The 12,485-nt window shown below is 61.4% G+C and carries 11 protein-coding genes; all 11 read right to left on the bottom strand.

The window, feature by feature from the left end; translation table 11 throughout:
* Positions 1-2: 2 nt before the first annotated feature.
* The 11 genes from D5125_01710 to D5125_01760 all read right to left on the bottom strand — a co-directional run bounded on the left by D5125_01710 (position 3) and on the right by D5125_01760 (position 12,354).
* Positions 3-902, bottom strand: coding sequence for a LysR family transcriptional regulator (locus D5125_01710; protein ID QFY88295.1), 900 nt, complete (start codon positions 900-902; stop codon positions 3-5).
* Positions 903-1,013: 111 nt separating this feature from the next.
* Positions 1,014-3,545, bottom strand: a complete 2,532-nt coding sequence (gene acnB, locus D5125_01715) for a bifunctional aconitate hydratase 2/2-methylisocitrate dehydratase (GenBank protein ID QFY88296.1) — start codon at positions 3,543-3,545, stop codon at positions 1,014-1,016.
* Positions 3,546-3,637: 92 nt separating this feature from the next.
* Complete coding sequence (locus D5125_01720) at positions 3,638-4,465, bottom strand: ABC transporter permease subunit (GenBank protein QFY88297.1); 828 nt, start codon at positions 4,463-4,465, stop codon at positions 3,638-3,640.
* A gap of 291 nt (positions 4,466-4,756) precedes the next feature.
* Complete coding sequence (locus tag D5125_01725) at positions 4,757-5,287, bottom strand: hypothetical protein (GenBank protein QFY88298.1); 531 nt, start codon at positions 5,285-5,287, stop codon at positions 4,757-4,759.
* Positions 5,277-6,140: an ABC transporter ATP-binding protein gene (locus D5125_01730; GenBank protein QFY88299.1), complete on the bottom strand. Its 864-nt coding sequence runs from the start codon at positions 6,138-6,140 to the stop codon at positions 5,277-5,279. Before D5125_01730 ends, D5125_01725 begins: the two co-directional genes overlap by 11 nt.
* 331 nt (positions 6,141-6,471) lie before the next feature.
* Positions 6,472-7,443: a NapH/MauN family ferredoxin-type protein gene (locus D5125_01735; GenBank protein QFY88300.1), complete on the bottom strand. Its 972-nt coding sequence runs from the start codon at positions 7,441-7,443 to the stop codon at positions 6,472-6,474.
* Position 7,444: 1 nt separating this feature from the next.
* On the bottom strand, positions 7,445-8,335 hold the full coding sequence (locus D5125_01740; protein QFY88301.1) for a 4Fe-4S dicluster domain-containing protein: 891 nt from the start codon (positions 8,333-8,335) through the stop codon (positions 7,445-7,447).
* 178 nt (positions 8,336-8,513) lie between these two features.
* Positions 8,514-9,851: a nitrous oxide reductase family maturation protein NosD gene (nosD, locus tag D5125_01745; protein QFY88302.1), complete on the bottom strand. Its 1,338-nt coding sequence runs from the start codon at positions 9,849-9,851 to the stop codon at positions 8,514-8,516.
* A 7-nt stretch (positions 9,852-9,858) separates the two neighbouring features.
* Positions 9,859-11,028, bottom strand: a complete 1,170-nt coding sequence (locus D5125_01750; GenBank protein QFY88303.1) for a hypothetical protein — start codon at positions 11,026-11,028, stop codon at positions 9,859-9,861.
* 69 nt (positions 11,029-11,097) lie between these two features.
* Positions 11,098-11,844 carry a c-type cytochrome gene (locus tag D5125_01755; GenBank protein ID QFY91030.2) on the bottom strand — a complete coding sequence of 249 codons (747 nt, stop codon included), beginning with the start codon at positions 11,842-11,844 and terminating at the stop codon, positions 11,098-11,100.
* A 189-nt stretch (positions 11,845-12,033) separates the two neighbouring features.
* The gene (locus tag D5125_01760; GenBank protein ID QFY88304.1) at positions 12,034-12,354 is read right to left on the bottom strand and encodes a c-type cytochrome; all 321 of its coding nucleotides are present in this window, start codon (positions 12,352-12,354) and stop codon (positions 12,034-12,036) included.
* Positions 12,355-12,485: the final 131 nt, after the last annotated feature.

Consider the following 12,485-nt stretch of genomic DNA (forward strand, 5'->3'; position numbering starts at 1 on the left):
GGCTACTGCTCCCGGCAATAGCTGCGGGCAAAGTCCAGCAGCTCTTCCATCACCCGCAGGCGGAATTTCTGCTTCTGGTGCACGAAGGAGAAGGGCCGGGTCATGGGCGGGTCCAGGGGCACCGCCACCAGGGTACCCAGGCGCAGCTCCTTCTGGATGGTGGAGCCGGACATTATCGACACCCCCATGCCCGCCTCCACCGCGCCCTTCACCGCCTCGGGGCTGCCCAACTCCATGGCCACATGCATGTGCAGGTCATTATCGCCGTTCTGGGTGGTCAGATAATCGCCAATCACCTCACGGGTACCCGAGCCCTCCTCGCGGCAGATAAAGGGATAATCCAGCAGCCGCTTGAAGGTCAGTTTTTTCAGCCGAGCCAGGGGATGGCCCTGGGGCAGAATGGCCACCAGCTGGTCCTCGGTGCAGTGCTCCACCACCAGATTCTTGTTCGCCACCGGTGACTCCACCACCCCCAGATCGATGGCATTGCTCTCCACCATGGAGACGATGCCATCGGAATTGGACACCCGCAGCTGGATCTCCACGTCCGGGTAACGCGCCTTGAAGTCCCCCAGCAGGGCCGGCAGCATGTACTCGGCGATGGTGGTACTGGCACCGATCAGCACCACGCCACTGATGTCGCCGGTCAGCTCCCGCACCTCGTTTTCCATCTGGTTGTAGAGGTCAAAGATCTGGTCGGCAAAGCCAAATACGCGCACACCGGCCTCGGTCAGGCTGATGCGATTATGGGTGCGGTCAAACAGGCGGGTATTGAAATGCTCCTCCAGCTGACGCACCTGAAAGGTCACCGCCGGCTGGGTCATGTGCAGCGACTCGGCCGCCTTGGTAAAGCTCAACAACCGCGCCACGGTATGAAATACCTGTAATCGCCTGTCCGCCATCAACGCCTCCGCACCCGGCAAGGGGTATAAAGCAAGGAAAATTGGAATAAGTGCAACTTATAGCCCGGATTATCCCGTCGAGGCCCAAGCAAAGGCAAGCACAATCACCCCTCAGGTGCTCTTGTAGTCCTCCATTTGGTCGAAGTTGAGGTAACGGTAGATCTCCGCCGCGTTGCTGGCAATGGATTCCACCCGCTGCAGGTACTCGGTGGTCTGCGGCAGGCGACCCAGGGCTGCGGCCACGGCGGCCAGCTCCGCTGATGCCAGATAGACGTTGGCGCCCTTGCCCAGCCGGTTGGGGAAGTTGCGCGTGGAGGTGGAGACCACGCTGCTGTTGTCCGCCACCCGCGCCTGGTTGCCCATGCACAGGGAGCAGCCGGGCATCTCGGTGCGCGCGCCGGCACGGCCGTAGATGTTGTAGATGCCCTCTTCGATCAGCTGGCGCTGGTCCATCTTGGTCGGCGGCGCTACCCACAGCCGGGTGGGCACGGCACTGCCCAGGCTTTCCAGCACCTTACCCGCTGCGCGGTAGTGGCCGATGTTGGTCATGCAGCTGCCGATGAAGACCTCGTCGATGGGGGTATCTGCCACCGCCGACAGCGGCTTGATGTCGTCAGGGTCGTTGGGGCAGGCCAGCAGCGGCTCGGTGATCTGGTTGAGGTCGATTTCGATGATCTCGGCGTACTCGGCATCGGCATCCGGCTCCAGCAGCCGGGGGTCGTCCAGCCACTGCTGCATGGCGTCGATGCGCCGTTGCAGGCTGCGGGCGTCCTGATAGCCGTTGGCGATCATCCACTGCAGCAGGCTGATGTTGGAGCGCAGGAACTCGATGATCGGCTCCTGGTTCAGGCGCACGGTACAACCGTTGGCGGAGCGCTCGGCAGAGGCGTCGGACAGCTCGAAGGCCTGCTCCACCTTGAGATCCGGCAGGCCCTCGATCTCCAGTACGCGGCCGCTGAAAACATTCTTCTTGCCCTTCTTTTCCACCGTCAAGAGCCCCTTCTGTATCGCCACATAGGGGATGGCGTTGACCAGGTCGCGCAGGGTAATGCCCGGCTGCATCTGGCCGCTGAAGCGCACCAGCACGGATTCCGGCATATCCAGCGGCATCACCCCCAGGGCGGCGGCGAAGGCCACCAGGCCTGAACCGGCGGGGAAGCTGATGCCGATGGGAAAACGGGTGTGGGAGTCGCCGCCGGTACCGACGCCATCCGGCAGAATCATACGGTTGAGCCAGGAGTGGATGACGCCATCGCCGGGGCGCAGGCTGACGCCGCCACGGGTGCTCATGAAACTTGGCAGGCTGCGTTGCAGCCTGACATCCACTGGCTTGGGATAGGCCGCAGTGTGGCAGAAGGACTGCATCACCAGATCGGCGGAGAAACCCAGGCAGGCCAGCTCCTTGAGCTCGTCGCGGGTCATGGCGCCGGTGGTGTCCTGGGAGCCGACGGTGCTCATGCGCGGCTCGCAATAGGTGCCGGGGCGCACGCCGGGAACACCGCAGGCCTTGCCGACCATCTTCTGCGCCAGGGTAAAGCCCTTGCCGCTGTCGGCCTGCGGCTGCGGTCGGCTAAAGGCTTGCGAGACCGGATAGCCCTTGGCCTCGCGGGCACGATCGGTGAGGCCACGGCCGATAATCAGCGGAATGCGCCCGCCGGCCCGCACCTCATCCAGCAAGGTAGTGGGCTTGAGCGCAAACCGCACCAGGGTCTGGCCGTCTTTCTCGATCACGCCTTCGTAGGGCTTAAGGGTGATGACATCACCCATCTCCAGGGCGTCCACCGAACACTCGATGGGCAGGGCACCGGAGTCTTCCGCCGTGTTGAAGAAGATCGGCGCTATCTTGCCACCGAGGATCACCCCGCCCTGACGCTTGTTGGGGATATAAGGGATATCCTCACCCATGTGCCAGAGCAGGGAGTTGATGGCGGATTTGCGTGAAGATCCGGTGCCCACCACGTCACCCACATAGACCAGCGGGTGACCCTTGGCCTTGAGCTGGTCGATGATCTCCAGGGCGTTTTCCATCTTGCTCGCCAGCATCGCCTTGGCGTGCAGGGGGATATCCGGGCGACTCCAGGCCTCGGTGGCCGGCGACAGGTCGTCGGTATTGGTCTCGCCGGGCACCTTGAATACAGTCAGGGTGAGTTCCTCATCCAGCATGGGTCGGTTGTTGAACCAGTCGGCATCACACCAGGATTGCAGCACGTCGCGGGCGGCCGGGTGCTCGGCGTCGGACATTTGCCGGATGTCGTGGAAGGCGTCGTACACCAGGATGGTCTTGGACAGGGCGAGTACCGCCTCGTGGCTGGTCTGCTCATCATCCAGCAGTTCGATCAGCGGCGCGACGTTGTAGCCGCCGAGCATGGTGCCGAGCAGGAAGGTGGCACGCTTGCGGTCGATCAGCGGGCTGTTCGCCTCGCCCTTGGCCAGGGCGGTGAGAAAGGCGGCCTTGACGTAAGCGGCCTGATCCACCCCCGGCGGCACCCGGTTTTCCAGCAGATCGACGAGCAGCTGCTCCTCACCGGCCGGCGGGTTCTTCAGCAATTCCACCAGGGCGGCGGTCTGCTCGGCATCCAGCGGCAGAGGCGGCAGGTCTTCTTTGGCGCGTTGGGCGACATGGGTGCGGTAGGCTTCAAGCACGGGCGTTCTCTCTTGATTCTGGGGAAACAGGGATACGGATTGTAACCAAAATCTGCCCCCCTGGCTTGACCCGAACGCCGGGCCCGGCGCCATCAGGGCAGATCGCTGCGGCGGAACAGGACAAAGCCCAGCCAGGCGGCCAGGCTGCCCAGCAGCATGGGATAGATCAGGGCGTAGGCGATGAAGCCGCCGTTGCCGAAGTTATCCAGGATCACGTAGGCGGTTGGCCCGAGCATGACCAGCTGAGGATCAAACAGCATCATGCTGGCGGTGCGGAACACCTGCAGGGGATTGGCCAGGGCGATGGCCACCGCCATCTCCGCCGGCAGGTGTTCGCGGATCATCACCCCGAGCAGGATCAGATCGAGAAACAGCAGCAGGGCCAGCCAGACCATCAGGGCCGAGCCCTGGGCTACGTCGGAGCTGCGCGCCAGGGTGGAAATGAGCATGCCGATGCCGAGAAAGCACCAGGTCAGGGCCATGAGCAAGCCGGTGTAGTAGATCACCAGATCCCAGGGGGCGGCGGCGCCCTTGGCCATGCCCCAGGCCACGGCGGCCAGCATGGCCAGGACTACCGGTAGATAGACCACCACGAAGCGGCCGAGAAAACGCCCCCAGAACCAGGCCCCCAGGCCGATGGGCAGGGACAGCAGGTATTCGAATACCCCGGCCTCGCGGTCCCCCGCCACCGAGCGCACCGTGGTGATGAGCACGAAGATGGGCAGCATGGCCATGGTCAACTGAATGTAGGTGACCATCAAACGCGACAGACCGGTAAAGCCCATGACGCGAGACTCCGCCAGGCCAAAGGCGAACAGCACCACCACCAGACCGCCGAATACCAGGCTATAGACCATGAACCAGCGCGTGCGCAGGGATTCGATGATGTCGGTCTGGGCGGAGAGCAAGAGATTTTTCATGGTGATGCCTTGGAATAAAGTCCGCGAATAAACGCAAATAACGCAAATGAGGGCCTGGTTAGCCAAGCGCTGTCTCAAGGTTCTTGAAGCTAAAAACAGCATTTAGCCACGGAGCCTCAAATTCCTTCTTTGCAAAGGGGGAACCAAACTCTCTACCCTACCAGGTCGCCCGGCAAAGCCGGGATAATGACTGAGACACTGGGGTAATCAGAATATTTTCCATCTCTGCGTCCTTTGCGCTCCTTGGTGCCCTCTGCGTCCCATCTTGATCCAGCCTGCACAGACCTCGGATCAGGGCCGGATGGAGGGCAACTTATCCAGATCACCCGCCTGCTGCTCTTGCTGGCGCACCCGCTCCAGCAGGTGCTGGCTGTGTTCCTGGTTGTGCCTTTCGATCTCTTCCACCCGTTTGATCGCCTGGGCAAAATTCAGCGCGCCGGGGGCCGCTTCGCTCTGCGCGCCGAGCATATAGGCCATGGGGCTCATATCCACCGGCACGTACCAGGCAGTGCGGGCGTCGATCCACTCCTGGGTGCGATGGTGCGCCACCCAAATCCGGGTCTCGGGGGCGTCCTTCCAGGGCTTGTCCTCCAGCCAAAGGGTGGCGCAGCCGATGTCATCGAACCAGGCTATCTGCAGGCGCTTCTTGCCTTCCGGCAGATAGTGCACCTGGGCGGCGAAGGGCCGGTCGCTGAGCACCATGCGGCAGCGCTCGCAGGCATCGCGGTCCCACTTGGGCTGCTGCGGGCCTTCGATGTCGCCAACGCAGCCGGACAGCAAGACCAGCAAGGCCAACGGCAGCAGACGCCAATCAGGCCGCATCCGGGGTTTCCTGCATCTGGATGCTGGCCAGCAAGGCGGCGTAGCGCGATAGCAGGGCGAGAAAGCGCAGCCGATCGGGTCCGGGGATGCTGCCGTTCCAGATCCGGCCGGATTCATCGCTCTCAAAGCCCCAGTCGCCGATGGCCTGGGCAAAGGCCGGTTCCGGCTGGATCAGGCCGACCTTGCAGCTGAGGCTGGAGGACATATCCACCAGGTCGGCCACCCGGTCATCCAGGATCACCGTGCCCTGATCCAGCTCGATCACCCGGTTGACCAGGCTGGCCACCTCGTCCAGCCGGTGGCTGGAGATGAGCATGGCGCTGCGCTCCTTCTTCTCCGCCAGGATCTGGAAGAATACCTTGCGCGCCGCCGGGTCCAGGTTGGCGGCGGGTTCGTCCATCACCAGGATCTCGGCCTGCCGACCCAGGGCGATGGCGATCAGCAGCTTTTGCTTCTGCCCACCGGAGAGCTTGACAAAGGGCTGGCTGCGGAACTTATCGGCATCGAAGCCCAGCTCGGCGGCCAGGCCATGGATCTGCTTGGGATCGGACTGACAGAGGCTGGAGGAGAAGCGGATCAACTGCCCCACCGGCATGCGCAGCGGCGGCGGCAACTGGGGCACGAAGCCCACCTTGGCCAGCACCTGCTCGCGCTGGACGCGGGGATTGACCCCATCCAGCAGCACCTCCCCCTCAAAGCGATACTCACCCAACAGACAGCGGATCAAGGTGGTCTTGCCGGCGCCGTTGGAGCCAATCAGGGCGATGCGATGACCGCGCTCTATGCTCAGGTCTATGCCCTGCAGCACCTGACGGCCACGGAAGCGCTTGCGCAGTTGTTTGAGTTCGATCACTGGGTATTCCTGATTGACAAAGTCCGCAAATGAACGCCGATGGACGCAAATAGTACCTAACCCGGTATAGCCGTAAGCAAAAATTGGAACGCAAAGAGCGCAAAGGTAACGCAACGAACGCAAAGAGTTACAGAAGTTGTAAATCCGTAGCCCAAATGCAGACAAGCGAAATCCAGTAAGGCCATACGCTGGCTGAGCGAAGTCGAAGTCGGCTGTGGTTCGCTTCGACTTCGCTCAGCGAACGGCTTAAGTTGACGCCATAGCGTCAGTTGCTGCAGTGACTTACACAGTAAATTTTGCGTTTATTCGCGTTCATTTGCGGACTACTTTCTTACACCAACTTGCTCAGGCCCTTGAACTCGTATTTCAGCGAGTCGGTGGGGCAGACATCGACGCACAGGCCGCAGCGGGTGCAGTCGGCACCCACGTCTTCGTGCACCTGGCTGGCACCGCCGCGGATGGTCAGATCCAGCACATGGGGCACCAGGCAGACCTTGCGGCAGTCGCCCTCGTGGTGGCAGGCCTCGGCGTTGTAGGTCACGCGCAGGGGTGAGATCACGCCGACCACGCCGTAGGTCATGCCGATGGGGCAGACGTAGCGGCACCAGGCGCGGCGTGAGTAGAACACCTCGAAGGCAAGCAGGGCCAGCACCCAGAGCAGGGCCAGGCCGGGGCCGTAGATCAGGGCGCGACTGAGGATGCCGGTGGGCGAGAGGGTCTCGAATACCGTATAGCCGGTGACCAGGGCCAGCACCACGAACAGGAGATAAAAGACCGTGCGTACCTTGCGGTTGAAGCTGTGGTCGCTGACGATCTTGCGCTTGGCCAGCCACAGATGCAGGTACTCGGCCCACTCGGCGAGCAGGTGATAGGGGCAGGCCCAGGAGCAGAAGGTGCGCCCGCCCAGCAGCACCCAGAGCAGAAACACCGTGACCGTGCCGATGAACAGGTTCAGCACCATCACCTTGTAGGCCAGGATCACCTGCAGCGCAGAATTGAGATCGGCCATGTGGAAGCCGACAAAGCGCGAGGCGGTCAGGGCCCCTTCCAACAGCTGTATGTCAAAGTAGAAAGAAACGACAAACAGCAGGTTGACCGCGATCAGGGTCAGCCAGCGGCGCTTCAGCCACTTGCCGCCGTAGGGCTGTTTGTGCTCGATGTGGACCTTTTCCAGGTCAGACTTGCTCAGTGTGCCTTTCTTGGCCTCGTAGATAGCCCTGAGCTCCTCGGATTGCTCTTCCTTGCCGGGACGGGCAACCCGGTAGCCGAACAGGTGCTTGAAGGACTTGCTGATATAACCCATCTCAGGCACCTCCAGGGTGATCGACGGTCTTCTTGATATTCATGGTGAGGGAGGGGATCTGCGGCGGGCAGACCATCTCACAGACACCACAGCCGACGCAGCCGTCCAGGATCACCGGCTGCATGCGCTTGACGCCGTCATCCGAGGGCATGGGCACCAGCTTGATGGCGGAGCGCGGCGGGCATTCGTTGCCGATCTTCTGCGCCACTCGGGCGGTGTTCTGCGGCTCATCGTTTTCCGCCTCGGCGGCGCACTCGGCGATGCGGATCTCGATCGGGCACAGGCGCACGCACAGATCGCAGATCTCCAGATCAAAGGGATGGTCGGCCAGGGGGATGGGGTTCCAACGGTCCACCTCGCTGAAGCGCAGCACGCCCTTGAAATCGGCGCCCCGCGCCTGGCCCTTGAAACCTTGGCCTTGCATGGCCAGGCAGGTATCCGGCCGGGTCAGCTCGGCCAGGCCCATGCGGGTATCGGCGGGGAAGTTCAGATCATGGGTCAGGGCACCGGTGGGACAGGCCAGCACGCATTGCAGGCCATCGCAGGAGAAGTCGCAGGCCTGTTCGCGGGCATCGATATAGGGCACGCCGATACCGAAACCGTCGGTGATGTCCGCCAGCTTGATGGCGTAAACCGGGCAGACCTGGACGCACTGGCCGCATTTGATGCAGCTGGCAAAGAACTCCTGCTCATCCAACGGGGTCTTGATGGCACCGGGCGGGCGCAGGCGCAGGGCGCTGCCCTGCAACACCGGGTAATAGCCCAGCAGAGAGGCACCCAGGACCCCGGCGGCAAGCACGCCGCTGCGCAGAAACTCACGCCGCGTCTTCTCACCGGGCTTGGGCGGGGTCTTTTTCGCCTTGGGCTTTTGGTCGCTATTCTGATCGCTCATAGTCGTCTCATTCATGCGAAATTCAGTTGGTTTGCCACAGAGCCACAGAGAGCACAGAGAGGCTTTTATCGTTGTAACCTTCCCCCTCTCCCCGAAGGGGCGAGGGGCTTAACCGCCTGAGTGGTTACTTCTCGTTTTGATTCTTCTCTGTGCGCTCTGTGGCTCTGTGGCTAAATCCCTACTGCCCCATGGACCGGCGCAGGGCCTCCAGGGCGTCGTATTCGGTCTCGGCACCGGCCTTAGCCGGGGCGATGGCCTGGATCTCCGGGTCGGCCTGGGTTTGGATCACCCAGTCCTGGCTCATGCGCGGGCGCTTGTCGCGCACCAGCATCTTGGGCTCGGAGAAGGGTGCCAGGCGCTCCAGGAAATCCAGGGCCTCCATCACCGGAGAGCCCTTGAAGAACTGCGCCGGGGGCACGTCCATCCAGATGCGGTCAGCGTAGCTGTACAGCTCGTAGGGCGTATCGCCGATGCCATCCTCGTCCAGATCGAAGCCCTGATAGTCTTCCCAGTAGTTGTTCTCCCAGTGATTGCGGTTGGCGGTCTTGCCGCCCCCTGACACCACAACCTGAGTCATATTGCCCTTGAAGCGGTTGCGCTCCATGAAATTACCGGTCCAGTCGTTGAGAAACTGCACCCCCACCCCGCTGTAGGCCACCAGGTTGTCGTGGATGCGATTGGTCGCCTCGGGGTCGTAGGGCGAGACATCCAGGTACATGCCCACAGCGCAATACAGGATCTGGTTGCCGATGATATCGACGTCCGAGGTCTCCTTGAAGCCTATGCCCATGCCAGTCGGACCTGCGGCATAGGCGATGGTGTTGTTCTTCACCCGCACGCTGTCGCTGTACATGAGGAAGATGCCCACCGAGTTGTCCTGATAGTAGTTGTCCACCACCTCATTGAACCGGGAGTACATGAAGTGCAACGAATAGCGCCCCCGACGGGCATCGTTACGGGCGATCAGGTTGTCCTTGGAGTACCAGACCACCATGTCGCGGGAATCGCGGATGATGTTATCGGTGATCTTATTATTGAAGCTGTACCAGAGCCGTACCGCGTCGCCACGCATGCCCAGATCAAAGGGCTTGGAGCTGATCCGGTTGTTGCGCACTATGTTGTTGCTGGACTGCTGCAAGTCAACGCCGAACAGGGCGTTGTCTATGACATTGTCCTTGACCACATTGTAATCGCCGCGTACCTGCACGCCGGAGTCGATGTCGTTGTGTGACTCGCCGGTGTTGGTCAGGCGCAGCCCCTGCAAGGTGACGCCATCGCTGTCGATGACGATCACCGAGCCCTTGCCGCCGGCATCTATGGTGACCTGGCCACGGCCATCTATGCTCATTGGCTTGTCGATCACCACCGGGCCTGAGTAGATGCCCGGCGGGGGCACCAGATCCTTGAGTTCCTCGGTGGCGTCAACCAGTTCCTGAAACGGGGGATGGCCTGCCTGGGCATTCAGGCCAGGCAGGACCAAGGCACCCAGCAACAGGGGCCGCAGCAGGGCACGCATTCCGGGCTCAGGCTTGCTTGGTCTGTTTCAGCCGCAGCAGGGCGGCAACGGCCAGCAGCACCGACATCAGCAGCATCAGACCAAAGCCCATGGCCGGATAGGAATGGGTGGAAAACTGGGCCACCTTGCCCTGCCCAAACACCGTGGGCATGAAGGGCTTGACGGTAAAGGCACCCATGTCGTTCAGGGTATGCCCGTACCACCAGAGCCAGGCGGAGTATTCAATGATAAAGAACACCGGCAGGGCCAGGGGCACCACCACCAGCAGCCAGTAGAACAGGCCGCCGGTCTTGTAGGAGCCAATGGTCAGTACCACCATGGCGATAAGGATGCCGGCGAATACCAGGTGCATGGCCAGGGTCATGGTCTTGACCATGGGGTTGATTTCTTCCGGGTTGTTGAACCAGCGGCCGAGGCTCTTTTCGTAGTGCCAGATGAGGATCTGCGCGGTACTGCCGTTCCAGGGCTCGGACTCTGAGGTGCGCGTCTGATCCCGCTCGAAGGTCTCGCGCAGGTCGTGCAGCAGGGCCTGTTTGTCGCTGTGCTTGGCCTTGGTCTGCTCCGAGGGCAATTCCACATCCACGCCTGAGTCCTCCAGGGATTGGCGCAGGCTGCCAACGATGCCGCCGATGACGATCTCAGGCTCCTGCTTCTTGCCTGCCTCCTGGTCCAGGGAACTCATCATCGCCTCGATATAGCCTTCGTTCATCAGACGAAAGCCGTTGCCGGTGTAGAATGTCATGTACATCCACACCGCGATGACGGAGAAGCCGACCGCCAATATGCCCACCCGCATCTTCGGTTTGGTACAGAGAAAGCCCAGCAGCATGACGCCGAGAAAGGCCACCAGGAACTGGCTGAAGCCACGCTCTATGGGGCCGCCGGCGGCTATGGGGTACATGCCGACGTAGTGATTGATGGTGTCCATTTCGTGCACGCAATCCAGTGCCTCGTCCTCGGTGATCTCGTCCTTTTGCAGCAGTTTGCAGCCGTTGAACACGCCGTTCATGTGGAAGTGGATGCGCACCCCGTCGGGAAAGGACTCCTCGGGATAATTGGGCGCGGTCAGGGATACCCACCAGATGGGTGAATAGTAGATGACGGCCAACAGGCCAAGGGCGGCCAGGGTCAGTGCGACAACCAGGGGTGATTGCCGAATTGAGGTTTTACTGCTCATGGGATTGGGCTCTTGCTAGGGCGAGGCAAAACGTCGGCCCCGCAGGGCCGACGCCAGACCGATCAGGGATCAATCGTAGTCAGGATTCTGGTAATCCTTGGATGGAGCCAGCAGTTCCTTGCGTGGCATGTGCCGGGAGGTGTAGTTGATCACATGCTTCATGTCATCGTCGGTGAAGCCCTTGATCTGCTCGACCATTTCCGGGTTCGCATTGCGCCGCTTGCCGTCACGGATCCACTCGAACTGACGCAGCATGTAGTTATAATGCTGGCCGTTGATGCGGGGATAGAACTTCTCGTTACTGCCCTCGCCATCGTCACCGTGACACTGGGTACAGTTATCCATGTAAAGTTTTTTACCCTTCTCAAACTCCGGAGTACCCTCGGCCCAGGGACCCTGGCCGGGCTCGGGGTTCATCGGCAGCTTGGAGATGTAGTCGGTGACATCGGCGATCAGCTGGGCCGGGGGGATTTCACCATGACTAAAACCGGCCGCAGCCATGATCTGATCGTCCAGGGCAAAGGGATACATGGTGGGGTTGTCGCGATTGCCGGCGCGGATATCCGCCAACTGTTTGATCAGCACATTACGATGCTGGCCGGCCAACTGGGGAAAGGTGCCATCGGTGAGACCCCAGCCTTCCAGCAGATGGCAGGCGGAGCAGACCTCATAGACCAGGATGCCGCGTTCGCGGTCGGGGGTCAGATGCATGGCCTCGTCCTTCTCGCCACCGGCCTCGTTCCATTCGGCCGAGGCCATGCCGGTCATGACAGCTGCAGCCAGGCCAACGGCTGCGGTTAGACTTTTGTATTTCATAGATTTACCTCTTGTGGTCCGATACAGGTGCGGACCTTTGGGTGAACACTTGGGATGAACCCGAACCGGTCGGCCTCCCGCTATCCGGATGGGGCCATTGAGCTTAGACCCCTGACCCGAATACCCCTTGACACTTATCAAAGACAAAGAGGCAGGAGTGGCCCAGGCCTCAGCTAGCGCGACCTGAGATCAGGGCTGCAGGGTAGTTAGCCAGTCGGCGATGGTGCGCATCTCTTCCTCGGAGACCAGGCCCATGACGCCCTTCATGGCGGCGGACTGGCCATTGGCGCGCACTCCTTCCTTGATGTCCTTCATCTGGTTGAAGGCGTAGTCGGCATTCTGGCCGGCCAGCTTGGGGTAGATGGGCATGATGGGGGTCTTGGCATCCTTACCGTGGCAAGACCAGCAGGTCTTGGCCTTGTACAATTCGGCCCCGTCCATGGCCAGGGCACTGCCCAGGGGGGCAAAAGACAGGGTTAGGGCGGCGGCTGCGAAAAATTGCTTTTTCATGGGTTCCTCGGCTTGTAACGTGAATTAGGTATGTGTTTTTGTTCTGGACCCAGATGATCCTCACCCGGCGGAGTCTAATACAGCCGACCTGTGGGTGCATTGATCTTTGTTAAATCCAGGCAAAAAAAGAG

Source organism: gamma proteobacterium SS-5 (assembly GCA_009497875.2).
Taxonomy (GTDB): Bacteria; Pseudomonadota; Gammaproteobacteria; order Chromatiales; family Chromatiaceae; genus Magnetovirga; species Magnetovirga frankeli.